General features: G+C 47.7%; 12 protein-coding genes and 1 pseudogene. 10 read left to right on the top strand and 3 right to left on the bottom strand.

Going from position 1 to position 16,126, the window contains the following annotated elements:
* Positions 1-8 precede the first annotated feature (8 nt).
* Positions 9-269, bottom strand: a pseudogene (locus BM202_RS33755) (transposase); the annotation flags it as partial.
* A gap of 1,540 nt (positions 270-1,809) precedes the next feature.
* Here BM202_RS33755 and BM202_RS33745 point away from each other — a divergent pair.
* From BM202_RS33745 to BM202_RS33720, 6 genes are all read left to right on the top strand, one after another.
* Entirely contained in the window at positions 1,810-2,265 is a 456-nt protein-coding gene (locus tag BM202_RS33745) for a hypothetical protein (protein ID WP_093834569.1), read from the top strand.
* A gap of 217 nt (positions 2,266-2,482) precedes the next feature.
* Positions 2,483-3,298 carry a hypothetical protein gene (locus BM202_RS33740; RefSeq protein ID WP_093834567.1) on the top strand — a complete coding sequence of 272 codons (816 nt, stop codon included), beginning with the start codon at positions 2,483-2,485 and terminating at the stop codon, positions 3,296-3,298.
* 395 nt (positions 3,299-3,693) lie between these two features.
* Positions 3,694-4,068, top strand: a complete 375-nt coding sequence (locus BM202_RS33735; protein WP_093834565.1) for a lipocalin family protein — start codon at positions 3,694-3,696, stop codon at positions 4,066-4,068.
* A 208-nt stretch (positions 4,069-4,276) separates the two neighbouring features.
* Positions 4,277-4,759: a hypothetical protein gene (locus BM202_RS33730; protein WP_093834563.1), complete on the top strand. Its 483-nt coding sequence runs from the start codon at positions 4,277-4,279 to the stop codon at positions 4,757-4,759.
* 136 nt (positions 4,760-4,895) lie between these two features.
* A complete protein-coding gene (locus BM202_RS33725; RefSeq protein WP_093834561.1) occupies positions 4,896-6,425 on the top strand; it encodes a T9SS type A sorting domain-containing protein in 1,530 nt (509 codons plus the stop codon).
* 259 nt (positions 6,426-6,684) lie between these two features.
* Positions 6,685-7,089 (top strand): VOC family protein, encoded by a 405-nt coding sequence (locus BM202_RS33720; protein ID WP_093834559.1) that lies wholly within the window; start codon positions 6,685-6,687, stop codon positions 7,087-7,089.
* 203 nt (positions 7,090-7,292) lie between these two features.
* Here the strand turns inward: BM202_RS33720 and BM202_RS33715 are convergent, their stop codons facing one another.
* Complete coding sequence (locus BM202_RS33715; RefSeq protein ID WP_093834557.1) at positions 7,293-8,324, bottom strand: GntR family transcriptional regulator; 1,032 nt, start codon at positions 8,322-8,324, stop codon at positions 7,293-7,295.
* 362 nt (positions 8,325-8,686) lie between these two features.
* On the opposite strand from BM202_RS33715, the gene BM202_RS33710 reads away from it, so the two are divergent.
* Complete coding sequence (locus BM202_RS33710; protein ID WP_093834555.1) at positions 8,687-11,584, top strand: TonB-dependent receptor; 2,898 nt, start codon at positions 8,687-8,689, stop codon at positions 11,582-11,584.
* A 109-nt stretch (positions 11,585-11,693) separates the two neighbouring features.
* Here BM202_RS33710 and BM202_RS33705 read toward each other — a convergent pair whose 3' ends face one another.
* On the bottom strand, positions 11,694-12,467 hold the full coding sequence (locus BM202_RS33705; protein ID WP_093834553.1) for an NUDIX hydrolase: 774 nt from the start codon (positions 12,465-12,467) through the stop codon (positions 11,694-11,696).
* Positions 12,468-12,622: 155 nt separating this feature from the next.
* Here BM202_RS33705 and BM202_RS33700 point away from each other — a divergent pair, with 155 nt between their 5' ends.
* From BM202_RS33700 to BM202_RS33690, 3 genes are all read left to right on the top strand, one after another.
* Positions 12,623-13,012, top strand: a complete 390-nt coding sequence (locus BM202_RS33700) for a hypothetical protein (protein WP_093834551.1) — start codon at positions 12,623-12,625, stop codon at positions 13,010-13,012.
* A gap of 143 nt (positions 13,013-13,155) precedes the next feature.
* Positions 13,156-13,956, top strand: a complete 801-nt coding sequence (locus BM202_RS33695) for an SDR family NAD(P)-dependent oxidoreductase (protein WP_093834549.1) — start codon at positions 13,156-13,158, stop codon at positions 13,954-13,956.
* Positions 13,957-14,004: 48 nt separating this feature from the next.
* A complete protein-coding gene (locus tag BM202_RS33690) occupies positions 14,005-16,098 on the top strand; it encodes a PKD domain-containing protein (RefSeq protein ID WP_093834547.1) in 2,094 nt (697 codons plus the stop codon).
* Positions 16,099-16,126 lie beyond the last annotated feature (28 nt).

Raw genomic sequence — 16,126 nt, 5'->3', positions numbered from 1 at the left:
CCCTACCACTTTTTTTGGAGAGCTTCCTTCGTAATCTCGTGTTGCAAACTCAACTCAGCGTACATCTTCTTCAAGCGCCTATTTTCTTCCTCAAGATCCTTGAGCCGCTTCACTTCCGAGACCTGCATGCCGCCGTACTTAGCTTTCCAGTTATAAAAAGTAGCTTCGCTCACGCCATGTTCCCGCGTGATTTGGGCGACCGTTTGGCCGCTGTCCTGTTGCTTAAGAATCGCCACGATCTGCGATTCACTAAATCGTCCTGCTTTCATTCCCTTTCCAATTACCAGTGAAATTTAAGTTTTTTACTCTATTTTTCACTGGCTCACATTTAGGGGATCAGGACAATATGACCCCAACAGGTTCCGAATCGAACTAAGTTTGCAACGAATCAGTCTGATATAGACTCTACTAGGGCATCAACTTGATAGCTATTTTATGAAATCGTCAATGGTTGTAGTACTGCTTTTCACTTTTACGGCTTTTCACTGTGGAAAGGCTAATGAGGTAAATGTAGCCTGCGTCAAGGGGAAGTATCTAGGTATATCTTGTGAAGGGGTAATCATTCAGCTTTTGGATAAGGCTCCAATAGGCAAATCTTGGAAGGGATCTACCAAAGATTATCAAAATTGTGTATTAGCTAGTCTTGATTCAACGGTCTTTAAGGGCACCTTACCCACTGTACTCGCTCGGTTTAAGGGTACTGATTCTTCGCTTTATTTTACCTATAAAGACGGGGGGTATCCTCAAAAAGAGTACATACTTTGTAACCAAGGGGCCTTTATTACGATTACCGGTATCTCAGAAACGGCTTGCCCTTAAAAGCCGAATCAGGGTTGCAAATGCCCAAGCGGGCCACCTATTAAATAGGAATATAAAACGTTGATAGACAAGCACAAACGTTCATTTTGATTTGCCTTGTAATCTAATGAAAACGCATGGTTTCAGTTGGTCAATAAGGCCATTCTAACGCAGATTTACACCTTTTCGGTTGACTTAAAGCGGGCTATTTGACATGTAGCCCACTTTGGTAGTTGCAATTAAGTATATCAGCGGAGGTACTCATACATCCTTCATAGATCAAAAATCTGGTATCACTGGAAACGTTACGGCTATACCCTATGAATTGGCATTAACCTTTTTCCTCTTTACTTAGAAATCGAGGCTTTACTATTGGTTATACAACTTCAAGCGTATACGTTCCAACCCTATGCTTAATTAAGGCGTCTAATTACCAAATAGTAATGGTATGAAATGGCTTGTGCTGATACTGCTAGTTGCTTCTTGTCATCAAGCAGAATTTATCCCGAATAATTGTGGGGTAAATAATCCCTTACAAGACTTAACTTGGTTGAAGAAATTAAACCGAGATGATGGCACGGGCTCCAGTATCGTACAGGGTACGCATCAGGGACAAACCGTCTACGCAGTTTATAGGTGCGCTCGTTACATCAATGGTTCCAATCTGGCCCTTTATCACTGTGATGGATCGATTTTCTGTAATGGTTTGGCTTTAGATCAATCTACAAGTAGTTGTAGCCAGATTGTTGACAATCTGAGCGACCGACGAACTTTAGTGGAATACAAACCCTAATTAGACACTTTTCACAGAGTCGTTTTATAACACATATGGCTATGGCAAAAGTCTAAATTGAAACAAAGGTGCCTAGTTAGGTAGCTAATTTCTGGAGGCAAAATGGCTAAAAATGGTTAGCTCTAGGAGTTATCAGACTCGGGTATCGGCTCTTGAAACAACCACTCCACGTATACAACACATTTCCAACGGTTAAACCCTTTTCTGGTCTTCAGGCGATGAAAACGATAAAAGCAGTGAGGTATAGCCTTCTAGTGGCCTTACTCACCGGTTGTTTAAGCTGTGGCTTTACGGCTGTTGATAAAGAAACGTCCGTAACAGGAACGGTTCTGCTCAACACGGGAGAACCCGTCCAGGATTACCCCCTAACGATTGTCGCCAAAAAAGGGACAGGCTTTGGCGTTTCCAATCAAGTATCTCGTCAAGATATTTACACGGATCAGAACGGGGCTTTTTCCTACCAAGGCTTATTCAAATCCGGGGGACTAGGTGGTTTAGGCTATGAACTGCAATGGGCCTTCAGCTATAAAATCCAGGGGCAGTACTATTCCGTCGATACGGTCCAAGCAGCCATTCCAGAGGCGATGATCAACTTTCCACCCGGTTACCACTATGATGGCCATCTATTTCCCGGTAAGCAGCACACGATTAAAATCATCGTAAAGAAAAACTAAGGTGATTTTCTCTTCAGATTATCATAATGGTAGTGGCTGTTAAAAAAGTCTGAACTAGTCTACTTTTAAGCTTATTGAGATCGATTTTCCACCGCAAATAATTTGAAAATGTTGTCTATTACTCGGCTCACTTGCAAATCTTGAATTAATCAATTTGTTATAATTTTAAAATTCCAAAAATAATCTCCTTTTAACTCACATTCGCTTTTCGATGCACATGACTACTCACCTCTTCACCTTAACCAGGCTCCGCCTATTACTCATTTCTGGTTGTCTATCAGGCCTAGCCGCCTGTACACCTAACGCGGCCGTAACGCCCGATGAGCCAGCTTACCTCCTAACTAAAGTAGCCACTACCTACTACTTTGAACCAGCCAATGTCTACCTTCCCAATCCAACCATCACCTATCAGAATACCTTGTTTAAACAAGCAGGCCGTAGTGAGGACCTCTTCCGCTACGACGATCAAAAACGACTGATTAACCGCAAGGCAATCAATCCGGATCGTCCTGACGACACCTACTCCTACAACGGCGAATGGGAGTATGCCTATACCAACAATCAGCTACTAAAGACTTACCTGAATCTATCTCCCAGAACTCCATCCATATATCCCCTGAATCAGCAAGGCTATCTGGCCAGTGGTACCTATGACTCGGATGGCCGACTCTTGAGCCAAGGACGGACCATTGTTGATGGTAATATCGTCAAAGAAGTGTTGGGTGGTGGTCAGAATGGTACGACCACAACGACTTACGAATATGACTTGACCAAGCCAAGCTTACCCAATCCTTACGTTGTTGAAGAGGGTCGTCCCAGCCGGAACCTGGTTACCAAATTAACCCGGGTTGAACAATCAGCCTTCAATATGCCAGCGGTCATGCCCGACAAGAGCGTAATTGTCTACAGCTACGAATTTGATGCCCAGGGCCAAGTGGTTAAACAGATTGCTTACGAAGAGAAAACAACGTCCAGTAAGGTGAATGCCCTCGAGCGTGAGTTGCGGATCAATACGTTTAGCTTTACAAAGTGAACAAGCAGCTTCTAGCTGGTTAGCCAAGGTTAAAGTCAAACCAAGAGGGCTAGTAAAAGGACAAGAGGTTAATTAATTCAAGCATTGTCCTTTTACTAGCCCTGTGTTGCCCGTATGCTACGGAAAGTAGCTGACTCTTACTGAGACAAGCTGTCCAATTAAATGCTCATTTAAGAAGTGGTCCTGCTACATTTGACTGGAGACCTGCTGTTTAATTAAGAAATTCTACTTCTAAGCGTTGGGAGGTGAATCGAAAAATTCGAACCACTTTTTAACTTTTTCAACCGCAGCGGCGGGCCGTAGCCACAGCACTTATACACCAATTCAATTCCAACGCTTTGTGGGTGAAAACGGTCTTCATGTTATGAAGGTGTTACCACATTTATGAAGTGAATATGAGAAAAGTTGCGTGGATACTTCTATTGATCATGGCAGGTTGCCATGACAAACAAAGCTTGTCAGTTGAGCCGAATCAGTTAATCGGCACCTGGAATGCTCCATCTTCAAGTGGAAAGACTTATAGTCGCTGGACTTTTGAAAAGGAGTATATGAATAGAGTTGAAGACAGTTTAAAAGTGTGTCAGCTAGCGCAAAGTCAACCTTATCGATATTGGATCGAGAAGGATATTCTTGTCATTCGCTATGCTGGTATCACAAATGGTCTGATACCCATTCAAGATGAGCGTTTTCCTATTGTCTCGATTAGCCAAACAAATTTCACAATCGCAATGCCAGACAGCCAACATAGAGAGTTTGAGAAATGTCCGTAGCAATAGAATCATTTCAAGTATGCTTCCGACGGACTTAACGCTTCTTGTCTCACTTCAGTCCCTTAATATAAAATCAGTGCCTGTGGCAAGAGTCTGTTGACATTTTTTGAATCTATCTGGTGGGAACCTTTTGGCCTTGTTTTGGCAAAAGCTAATGGGATTATACACTAACCATGGTTTAGACGTTATGGCAATAAACATGCTGTAAGTGAAAACAACGCTACTTCGTTTGCTACTTCTTACGGGTTTGACTGGCTGTAAGGAAGAATTAAATCCCCTAACGCTACCGGACCATTCTATACCAACCAGTGGCTGCCAACCACCTGCTATTGACCAAAATATCGTCGGCACATGGCATTTTGAGTCTACTCTGGCTACCGGTGGGATCGGCAGGGGCGGCCAAAAAGGCACGGTAACCTTCGATCGCAAAGGCAATATCGTTGACCCCGATACTTTATTTGCCAACGAGTTGAGTAGTGGTTCGATTCGAAGCAAAACGTACAAGCCACTCGTAAATAGCCCTTTTTCGGATTATACCCAGCCCTTATTTGTGGTGTACCGAACGTTCAAAGATGGTACGAATGCCAGCTCTAGCGCCGAGTACTATTATGTAGTTAGCAATGCATGTGATCGCATTCATATTAGCGTAGTGCATACCAATAATGAAATCGGCTTTGTTCTAACGAAATGACTTGTCCCTTCAATTAAGCACTTTGGCGGTTATAAAAGTTATCACTGGTCTATTAAACGGGGGATAATACCTAGTGACGGTTGGTAGAGCGCTGGGTTGTTTTACTGTTTTCAAAGATCCTTCTACTCATCACAACATGCCTAGTCTGAAATTGGCGCTGACTCTACTGCTGGTAAGCTTAAGTACGCATCTCACATTGGCTCAGAAAGAAGCCAATACCTGGTACTTCGGTGATTATGCCGGACTTGAGTTTAGCACTGATTGCCAGCCGGTAGCCCTCGATAACAGTCAGATGACCCTGAGCTATGTCTCGCCAGCCGTAATGTCCGAGCCTCTCACCGGACAGTTACTGTTTTATACCAACAGCTATCAGGTCTGGGATAAAAACCACCGGGTAATGCCCAATGGAGCGTTTGCGGCCAAATTTGAAGGGGAGGACACCTCCCCACAAATCGCGTTGATCGTGCCCGTCCCTGGACAACCATTCCGCTATTATTTATTCCGGCTTTCGGGCAATGATTCCCTGGACGCTGGCTACGCCAATCATTCCCGATTAAACTACTCTATCATTGACATGCGTCTTCAGGAAGGCGACGGGGATGTGGTAACCAGTCAGAAAAATTGCCAAGAGGGCTTTGCCAATCGGCTAACCGCCATTCGCCATCAGAACGGCCGCGATTACTGGCTGCTAACGCATCTAGCCGAAAGTGATGCGTTTTTGGTTTATCCCATCACCTCAGCCGGTATTGGCCGGGCCGATACCAGCCACATTGGCTCGGTGATTCAAAAAAATGAAGTGGGTCAGATCAAGGCTTCCCCTGATGGACAGAAGCTAGCGTGTACAACATTGAGTAGTCAGGCCCATCCGTTTGAGTTGTTTGACTTTGACGCCACGACGGGTCAACTGACGAACGATGTGAACTTAGGGGATCTTCGCCTGCAATACGGTCTGTCCTTCTCCCCTGATAACTCGAAGCTCTATGTCACGACCCGAACCAGGGCGGTGGTCACTGAGGACAAGCCTGAACTAGTTCGGCAGTATGATCTACGAGCGGGCTCAGTGGATGCCATCAAAGCGTCAGGGAAGAGTGTGTTGTACCAAAATCCGTACTCCAATTTTTCCTCGGCCAGCGCACAAACCCAAGGCGATTTTGTGGCCGCACAGCTACAAATCGGTCCTGATGGTCGAATTTATGCGACCGCTAATGCCAATGCCAGTTCATCAAGCCTCACTTCGGGTCGCCATTTTTTAATTATCAACCAGCCTAATGAACCAGGTTTTGGCTGTGATGTTCAGTTACAGGTAGCCGAATTGGGTAGGGGAATGGTAGGTAATTTCGGTACCTTACCTAACTTCATGCAGCACTATTTCGATGGATTAGCGCCCCAAACCTGTTCGTTTGATCAGAACGACGAATGTACGGGGGCTAATATTGAGGTCTATCCAAATCCAGTTAAAGATGTATTCGAATTGCGAATAACGGATCTGTGCTTTAGCCCTTATGAGTTACGCATCACCAACGAATCAGGTCAGCAAGTAGCCAACCAGACCGTTAAGGCCCCCGGTTCGTTTAAGGTTAGCTTAACCGGATTAGCGGCTGGCATTTATTTTGTCGAACTTCAGTTTGCCAACCACAGGACCGTCAAGCGGTTGGTTAAATACTAACTATCTGGGATAGCCCAGTATATCAACGCGGACAGTTAGTAGCAGGGGGTGGTTTTCTAAAGTCAGTAGCTTTTGTCCCAGTACCGCATGAGTAGATTGTGCTAATGACGTTGTAAAAGTTAACACAGCTGTAAACCAGCTTATTAAATCAGCGTTTGAAGAGACGCTACTACATGAGTGCGTGTCAAATCTCTACTGACATACCGTTGTCAGTCAACCAACTTTACTTTGTGAGACTCAGAACAAACTCACATACACCATGAATTTTGCTTCCGTTCGGATTATTACCGCTGATATCAAACCCCTGATTCGATTCTATCAGCAGGTCACTGGCCTACCAGTGACCCAGTATACCGATGATTTCGCCGAATTACATACGCCTTCAGCAACCTTAGCCTTCGGCAGCACACGCACCTTGCAATTGTTCGGAGGAGACCATATCGCCAAGGCCGCCAGTAACCACTCCGCCATAATCGAGTTCCGAGTGGAGGATGTTGATCGTGAGTATCAAAAGCTAGCCGACATGCTAGGTGACAAGATCATTCAGAAGCCGACTACGATGCCTTGGGGTAATCGTTCACTACTCTTCCGAGATCCAGATGGCAATCTGGTGAACTTCTTTACGCCGGTTACACCAGAAGCCCTTAAGAAGTTTGATGGCTAGTGTCCCAACTCCTGTTAAACCCATTATATGAATGCTCAGTTATGGACAGCCAAATCAGCTTCGTCTCAGATAGGAGCGTTTTCACGAGACACTAAATTATAAGACCTGTCAAACTTCATCAGTCGCATACGGTTGAGTAGACTCCTTGCCGGCTTTCCAACATTGGAGTCAATGCCATTTGATGGAACGATCATAGACCTTGCTTATAATGAGTTGCGGGTAATTAGGCGGAATGGATTTTCCAAATGTCGACATTCGTTCGTCCGGATTAGATTGGCGGCTGTACGGCCCATGCGGTCAAAGTCGGTAGACATCACCGTAATGCCATCCAGGAGAACCTCTTTCAGGGGCGTCTCATTGTAGGAAAGAATGCCAATATCCTTGCCGACTTGGTAGTTTGTCGCTTTTGTCTTTTTGACGACCGTGACTAAATCCTCCTCCATTAAATTAATATAAGCGTGCCCCGGTTGAATCGTAAGTTGTTCAACGTCATAAATAACATTGGCTTTAAAGCTATACTCATAACAAAACTGATAGAAACCCTTTAGGATCGCTTTCGGCTGGTAGGTATGTTTGGGGAACAACATATTCAGGGTGGTATACTTGCTCAGTAAAGGCAGCGCTTCTGTGAGTGCCTGTATGAGGTCCTTTTCGAAATTCTGAACCACTGAACCGTAATTGCCGGTAACGCCCTCAACTAGCTTATCCAATAGGATCAATTTGTCTTTCGGTAACTGATTCAGTAAGAGAGCGGCCTTCTCCTGATTATCATAAAAATGAGGGACCACAACATAGTGTGAGTAGCTTTGTAAGTGATTCAACAGTAAGTTTTTAAAGGTTTCGTAGTTGTTATTATAAATGTAGAAATCCACCGCGATTGGATTCCCTTTTGAGTCTGTTCCCAACTGATCTACGAACCCATCGTAAACCATTTTTTTGTGTTCGCTGAGTTTATTGAAGAGTAAAAAAATCTTCTGGCTTCGACCCAACTTCGAGTGATTGATGTAATAGCCTTTGCCATGGACACTTTCAATAATAGCCTGCTCTTTTAGCTGGTCATAGGCCCGCTCGACGGTTCGTTTACTCACATCAAGCTGATTGCATAATTCATAAATGGAAGGCAGCTTCTCTCCCGGACCAATCGAGTTGTATTCAATTCCTTTAATGATTGAATTGATGATTTGCCGGTATTTTGGCAACGGAGATAGATTGTTAATAGCAATGGGACCTAGCATAATCGTGTGCGATTGTAACCGGGGTAGAGATGAGCTTCGATAAAATATTCCGTTGCTAATTGGCAAGAGTAGAACGGACAAAACCCTATTCTGTGATTTTTACATAATAAAGATATGGAAAATATCTATTTAGTAAAATTTACATAATTATTTTTTAGCTATATAGACACGTAGTGAATTTGAAAAACCTTGTTTTGAGCGAACGGAGGGGTTTTTAGAGAAAAATTATTTTTAAACAAGGCAAAATTCTATTTATGAAGTGCATGACTTGGGGGACAGTTGGGGACAGTTGCCGCGAAGTGAATACTAAACTTTGAGGATAAAATGACATTATTCCCAGTCTTACCTATTTGTACGATCCTATGCAAACAAGTTACTTTTTTAGACCGGCTACCTGTATGTTGGGGCTAGTCTTACTGTTTTTGTCGAACAGTTATGCGGCATTCGCTCAGGGCGTGATCCGGGGCAAAGTGAGTGATGCCAAAGGAGAGTCCATCGTCGGGGCTTCCGTAGTACTAAAAGGCACTGTCAAAGGTACTTCCACCAACGCCGATGGCATCTTTACCCTAGAGAATATGAGCAACGGCAATTACACCGTTGTTATTTCGGCCATTGGCTTCACGACCCGTGAGGTAAGGACAAGTGTTCCAGGTAGTGAAAACTTAACCGTACGGCTGGAAGAAACGGCTTCTAACCTCAATGAGGTCGTCGTAACGGGTGTGTTTGATAAGCGGGAGCGGATGGATGCATCCATTGCTATTTCTACCCTATCGGCCCGGGAGATAGCCCAGCAAGTTCCGGTAAGTGCTTCTGATTTGCTCAAAAACGTGCCGGGGGTGTTCGTTAACGCGGCAAGGGGTGAAGTCAATAATCAGGTGTATTCACGCGGAGTATCGGCTGGGGGCACCAATTCCGGTGGCTACTACTATGTCTCCATGCAGGAGGATGGCTTGCCGGTAACCAACGTCCAGTTTAACGGCGGCTTCTTCGGTCCTGATTTCTTTCTGCGGGCCGATGCCACGCTGGGGAGGCTGGAGGCCGTTCGCGGTGGCTCGGCAGCCATCACGGGGCCTAACGCGCCGGGGGGCATTTTCAACTACGTGTCGAAGGTTGGCAGCCCAGACTTTTCGGGTGAAGTGCGGACCAAGTTTGGGCTGGAAGGCAACGGGCAGCCTTTTTACCGGGCCGATGTGAACCTGGGCGGTAAGCTTACCGAAAAAGGGGATTTAACCTATAACGTGGGCGGCTTTTACCGGTATGCCAACGGCGCTCGCTACGTCGGTTACCCGTTGAATAAGGGTGGCCAGGGAAAATTTAACATCGTCAAAACGTACGCCAAGGGGTCCCTCAAAGTATACGCCAAGTACCTTGATGACCGCAACGGCGTCTTTGAGCAGTTGCCAGCCACTAATTTTAACAACCCCCAGGTCGCCCCGGGCCTCAAGAACACGGATTCGTTTTCAACCAACAAATCGCTGGTGTTTGATTATCCGGTTAACTCCCCCACTACCCTCGATCGCTATAATCCCGCCAACCTGTACCGCTCGGTGGACCGAGCCATTGGGCTGGACTGGAACCATGCGCTGGGCAGGGGCTGGTCGTTTCAGAATAATGTGAAGTACAGCAGTAAGCGTCAGGAAAGCGACGGCATCGCCTTTACCTCACCGGTAGCCCTCACCTCACTGTATCCCTATGTACTGCTGGGAGGCCTAGGTACGTTTGGCTCGTATACGTTCAAAGACCACCTGACGGGGCGGACGCTGGCTACGGTAACCCAGGCCCCTAACATCGTGGGCGGACAATTTGCGGGCTTTAATTTCATTCCAGGTTCCACCGCTGACCTTCCCGGCCAAAATGTACAGGCCAATTCGGTGCTCCTTTCGCTGTTATCGAAAGGCACGATCAACGTGCGGGAAGTGATTGACCAGGCCAGCCTAACCAAGAAGTTCAATGACAAGCTCAGCGCAACAGTCGGCACCTACATTGGGGTTTCCCATATTGAAAGTTTGGGTGGTACGGCCGGGGCTACCTTAAGCACGATTGAAAACGGTCCCCATCAATTGGATGTTTCAGCCGTGGGCTTCGACGGGAAAAGCTACCAGTTTACGAACCCGCAGGGGGTGGCATCGCTGGGCGGTACTGGGGGAGGGTTCAATACGAGTGATTTCCGGCAAAAACAACTCTCGGGCTTCGCATCCCTAACCTGGAAGGTCATTCCCAAGCTAGTCTTTGATGGTGGCCTTCGCTACGATAATGTGAATATCAACGGCACCACGCTGGTCAGCGTGACCAACCCGGCGCGGGCGACGCCGGGCTATGGTGGAGCCGATGGCAACCCACTTACGGTGTATGACAATATTTTTGGTGTGGCAGGCGCAGCCCCACTAGCCGTTGCTAAAACGATCGAAACCGTTTCGTACTCCGGGGCGCTCAATTACCGGTGGGCCCAGGACCTGTCCCTGTACATCCGCTATTCGGATGGCCGTAAAGCCCCTGACCTGGGTAGCTTCATTGGCCTGAATACGGATGCGGCACTGGCCAGCGTTAACGTAAGCCCACAGCGCGTGCAGCAGCTCGAAGCGGGCATTAAGGTGCAGCGGGCCAAGTACAACGTGTTTGCGACGCCCTTTTACAGCCTGCTCAGTAACATCCGAGTCACTACCCCTGGAATTAACCCCGATAATACGACGTACAACACACCCGCCCTGTTGAATTCGGTGGAAACGTATGGGCTGGAGCTGGAAAGCAACTACAGCCTCACGGATCACCTGTCTTTTCGAGCCGCCATCACGGCCCAGAAGTCAACGACCAAAAAATGGGCTTTTTGGAATACGGGAGCACCCGGCCCCCAGGACGATGTGGCCGTAGATGTTTCGGGTAACCGGGCCGAATTCGTGCCCAACCTGATGATAAATTTTGGCCCTACCTACACCATCGACAAGTTTTCGCTCTTTGGAAACTATCGTTACATGGGGAGCCGTGCCGCGAATGTCGTCAATGCATTCGAGCTACCAGCCTATAGCCAATTCGATGCTGGTTTTACCTATAACCTCACCAAAGCCCTATCCCTGCAAGGCAATGTGAACAATGTGTTTAATAGTATCGGCGTGATGGGTTGGTCCCCGCCGGGCGGCTTTCCTTCGGCTATTGACCCACAAGGGTTCACGCCAGCGAAGCGGGAGGCTGATCCCAACGCGGCCTACTCCATCCTGTCGGTGCAGCCTCGTAGTTACTACTTAACGGCCGTCTTTAAATTCTGATCGGTCCGGCGTACGGGCTTCCCACTACCTAGTAGTCAAGTAGTGGGAAGCCGTATTTTTTTCGATCCAGGCGAGCGAAAAGGGTGGCCTGAAAATGACCCGTTCACGATTAGTACGTTTGAACGATCCCCTGCTCTAGGGCAGCCTCATAGGTTTCTTTTTCAAACTGATAAAGAAAGGGAGATCGATGGGCACCGATCGAGCGTTTTTCCGCTAATCGTTTTATGATTCCCAGATTCACGAGCTTTTTGGCAAAATTCCATTGATCGAGCTTTTTGCCTAGGATCGTTTCGTAAAGCGCGTGAATCTCAGGGAGAGTAAATTTTTCGGCCAACAGATTATACCCAATGGGCTCGTGAAAAAGCTGGCGTCGAAGGGTGGCTAAGGCCTTCTCCACGACTTCATTCTGGTCAAATAACAGCGGAGGTATCTCCCGGATATCACACCATTGATAACCTTCGGTAAAGAAGTCCGTAGTGACGATGACCTTTGAGTAATCCACTAAGGCAACGTAGCTAATCGACAAGGTTCGCTCAAATAGCCAGCTATCCTGGATTTGATGGCCCAGTTTCTCCGATAACTCGCGGGCACTTTGATCCTCAAGCCGATACGGTGAATCGCCAAAGGTGTGGAACTGTTGCAGAAAGACATCGTCTAAGCCCGTTCGCTCCTTCAGGATGCGGTTAGCGGCCTGACTCAGGGGTTCTCTCCGCTGGATAAAGCCGCCGGGTAGTCCCCAGCCGTTATGGCCAATCCATTCAAGCAACAAAATCTTCAGCTGCTGATCGTGGTAACCAAAAATAACGGGGTCAATACTGAGGTGAGGTAAGTACTGCTGATGGCCGTTTTTAACAAAATCGTCTAGTTCTTCTCGTGAGTTCATACACCAAAAGTAAAAAAATAATTCAGTAAATTTTACTAATTGAAAAAACCTTCTTACCTTTATTCAGTAAATTTTACAAATTGATATTATTGGTAGTTCAATGTGTTGATAATCATCAGTTTTCAATGTATTTCACGGTTTAAACAATTAAAATAATGAAAAAAGTAAGCCTATTCCTGTTCGTCTTTATGGTAGCCCTTTGTGTGAAAGGGTATTCACAAACCACGACACCGCCTACAGACTTTTTTGCTGGTAAGTGGGAAATCACCGTCGTGGGCTTGCCCGATGGCGACACCAAGTTTGTTACCGACCTGGTTCGAAAGGACGGTAAGCTAACCGGCGAGTTGAAAGACCCAACGGGTAAAAAAACGGAGGCCACCCCCATTAGCAAGATCGAAGAAGAACCCGGCAAAAAACTCACCCTCTATATGGATACGACGCAGGCCGGAGAGGTTCCCATTGAACTAGCCAAGACCGATGACGACCATCTGAAAGGGCAGTTGATGAACATGTTCGATGCCACCGCCGTGCGCATTAAGAAGTGAACCGTAACCATTTCAGAATAAATCACCGTTACGACTCCCAGCAAAATAACTTACCTGGGAGTCGTAACGGTTCAGCTGAATAGTCATCAGCGCTACTTACATGCCTGATAAGGGCATACCCCCACCCCTTCTTTTCATTCATCATGCAAATCACAACGAAAACGTTTGTCGTAACGGGGGCGGGTAGCGGAATCGGCCGGGAATTGACGCTGCATTTACTACAGAAAGGAGCGTTTGTTGCTGGCGTTGATATTAACGCCGATGCCCTGCTTGAAACGCAGGAATTGGCTGGCGTTGGCGAAGACCGTTTTAAAGGATTTACCCTTGATATTACCAATAAAGAGCAGGTTGCTCAGCTGCCCGATACGGTGATTGGCCATTTCGGGGTGGTCGATGGACTCATCAATAATGCGGGGATCATTCAGCCATTTAAGCCTGTTAACGACCTTTCCATGGACGAGATAAATCGGGTTTTTGCGGTCAATTTTTACGGCACACTCTACCTGACTAAATCCTTCCTGCCCCACTTTTTACTTCGTCCAGAAGCGCATATTGCCAATGTATCGAGTATGGGTGGGTTTATCCCCTTCCCCGGTCAAGCCCTTTATGGAGCAGCAAAGGCGGCTGTCAAGCTGTTTACCGAAGGCTTATACGCCGAACTACGGGATACGACCGTCCACGTCACGGTGGTCTTCCCCGGGGCCATTGCGACCAACATTACCGAGAATTCAGGTCTGGGCAAACCGAAAGCAAGCGGTGATTCAGCCGGTAGGACTCTCTCTGCCGGGAAAGCGGCTGAACAGATACTGGCTGGCATGGAACGGAATCAATTCCGGGTGATTGTGGGGAAAGATGCCAAATTCCTCGACTGGCTCTACCGGCTCAACCCCAGATATGCCACTCACTTTATTCAGAAAAAAATGAAATCGCGCCGATCTGCCTGATCGGGTAACCAACAATGCTTGGCATTGTCGGCATTCCTGCCTAAGACCATGAATAAAAATTATATACAGTTGCTGGCTTATCTGTTCCTGTTTATAGGAAGCAGTGGGCGGACAATTGGCCAATCGGTTGCCAAACCTGATACGCTATTTAACAAGCCATACGTGGACATGGAGGAGTGGCGGGATAAACCAGTACGCCACTATTACGTACACGGTGGTTTTAAAGGCACTGACACCCGTTTCTCGTTTTACTATCCGATCAAAGAAGCCTATCAGGGCCGGTTCTTTCAATACATAACACCGGTACCGGACAACGAAAATTTATCCCAGGGCGCTACCGGAGAAGGAGATAAGATTGGTTTTTCCATGGCCAGCGGTGCTTATTTTGTCGAAACCAACGGGGGTGGTAAAGCGGCTATGCCCGGTTTTGGGGCGGACGCCAGTATTGGGGCGTACCGGGCCAATGCGGCCGCAGCGAACTACTCCCGGGTGATAGCCGCTAAGCAGTACGGAGGAGGCAGGCCCTATGGCTACGCCTTTGGTGGCAGTGGTGGTGCCTATCGCACCATTGGCTCGATTGAAAACACCCAGGGTGTTTGGGATGGGGTAGTGCCCTATGTGATTGGCTCCCCGATGGCATTGCCCAACGTATTTACCGTCCGCATGCATGCGATGCGGGTATTGCAAGACAAGTTTCCCCAGATTGTCGATGCATTAGAGCCAGGGGGCAATGGGGATACGTATGCGGGTCTTACTGCCGAAGAGCAACAGGCGCTTCGTGAAGTAACTAAACTAGGGTTTCCACCCAAAGCGTGGTTTACTTATAAAACCATGGGCATTCACGCGTTTACGGCCATCTACCCAGGTATGCTCATCGTCGATAAAAAATATTTTAGTGATTTCTGGAGCGTTCCTGGCTATTTAGGCGCGAATCCACCGGCCTCGCTGCTAAAGGGGCGTATCCAGCAGGTGAGCAAGATAAAGTTGGCTATCCCGGAAAAGGAGGCCATCAAGCTTGGGCTCATGCAGGGGCCTCTACCGGGTGAAGCCCATGGTTCAGCCGATGCCGCCTGGAAAGACCTGGGTGAAAAAGACGGAATGATGCCGGTAGCGTTTCAACTGGAGAATGCATTGCCTACGGTTCAGTTTCTGGGCGGTGATTTACTGATCAAAAGTGGAGCGGCTGCGGGAAAATCATTACTCTTAACCCAGGTAGCAGGCGATAAGGTGATGCTGGGCAGTAATGACCTGAAGGTGCTAGCCCTGGTTAAGCCGGGCGATACCGTGCAGGTGGATAATTCCAACTTTCTAGCCGCTCAAACCTACCACCGTCACCAGGTACCCGGAAAAGACTACCCGGTTTGGGACCAGTTCCGGGACGCGGAAGGCAAACCGCTTTATCCGCAACGTCCGATGATACTAGGTCCGCTGTTCACCCAGGGCGCTACGGGTTCCCTGCCAAAGGGCAAGTTTACGGGCAAAATGATTGTACTGGAATCGCTCTGGGACAGCGAAGCGTATCCCTGGCAGGCCGATTGGTACCGCTCAAAAGTGAAACAGGCCCTGGGAGACAGCACAGACAATCACTTTCGACTCTGGTTTACCGACCACGCCAATCATGCTGATTTTGTCCGTCCCGGCGACCCAACGCACCTGGTTAGTTACCTGGGGGTATTGCAGCAGGCCCTGCGTGATTTGAGTCTGTGGGTTGAAAAAGGCGTAGCCCCACCCGCTACGACAAATTACAACGTAGTCGACGGCCAGGTAGCCGTTCCGGCAAATGCATCAGCGCGGAAAGGAATTCAGCCGGTAATCGCTCTGACCGTCAATGGGGAGAAACGCATAGAAGTTGCCGTCGGCAAACCGGTCAACTTCACGGCAGTTATTGAGGTGCCAGGTAACACCGGGAAAGTGGTGTCGGCAGACTGGGACTTTGACGGGGCGGGTACGTTTCCCATGGTTGGTAAGATCGTCACGGCAGGCAAGGGGAGCGCTTCCGTAACGGTGAAAACCACGCATACTTTCAGCAAACCCGGCACCTATTTTACCACCTTGCGCGCCGTATCCCAACGGCAGGGGGACGCCAGCACCCCCTTTGCCCGTATACAGAATCTTGACCGGGTTCGGGTAGTGGTTAAGTAACGTACGAGCTAATTCTTCTCTCAATCTT

Origin of the sequence: Spirosoma endophyticum (genome assembly GCF_900112365.1) — a bacterium.
Classification (GTDB): domain Bacteria; phylum Bacteroidota; class Bacteroidia; order Cytophagales; family Spirosomataceae; genus Spirosoma; species Spirosoma endophyticum.
This window is presented reverse-complemented; position numbering and strand designations above follow the sequence as displayed.

Excerpts from the sequence above, each read along its gene's own strand:
- BM202_RS33715 (WP_093834557.1), bottom strand. The coding sequence starts at position 8,324 with ATGCTAGGTCCCATTGCTATTAACAATCTATCTCCGTTGCCAAAATAC.
- BM202_RS33710 (WP_093834555.1), top strand. The coding sequence starts at position 8,687 with ATGCAAACAAGTTACTTTTTTAGACCGGCTACCTGTATGTTGGGGCTA.
- BM202_RS33720 (WP_093834559.1), top strand. The coding sequence starts at position 6,685 with ATGAATTTTGCTTCCGTTCGGATTATTACCGCTGATATCAAACCCCTG.
- BM202_RS33725 (WP_093834561.1), top strand. The coding sequence starts at position 4,896 with ATGCCTAGTCTGAAATTGGCGCTGACTCTACTGCTGGTAAGCTTAAGT.
- BM202_RS33740 (WP_093834567.1), top strand. The coding sequence starts at position 2,483 with ATGACTACTCACCTCTTCACCTTAACCAGGCTCCGCCTATTACTCATT.
- BM202_RS33690 (WP_093834547.1), top strand. The coding sequence starts at position 14,005 with ATGAATAAAAATTATATACAGTTGCTGGCTTATCTGTTCCTGTTTATA.
- BM202_RS33700 (WP_093834551.1), top strand. The coding sequence starts at position 12,623 with ATGAAAAAAGTAAGCCTATTCCTGTTCGTCTTTATGGTAGCCCTTTGT.
- BM202_RS33705 (WP_093834553.1), bottom strand. The coding sequence starts at position 12,467 with ATGAACTCACGAGAAGAACTAGACGATTTTGTTAAAAACGGCCATCAG.
- BM202_RS33745 (WP_093834569.1), top strand. The coding sequence starts at position 1,810 with ATGAAAACGATAAAAGCAGTGAGGTATAGCCTTCTAGTGGCCTTACTC.
- BM202_RS33695 (WP_093834549.1), top strand. The coding sequence starts at position 13,156 with ATGCAAATCACAACGAAAACGTTTGTCGTAACGGGGGCGGGTAGCGGA.
- BM202_RS33735 (WP_093834565.1), top strand. The coding sequence starts at position 3,694 with ATGAGAAAAGTTGCGTGGATACTTCTATTGATCATGGCAGGTTGCCAT.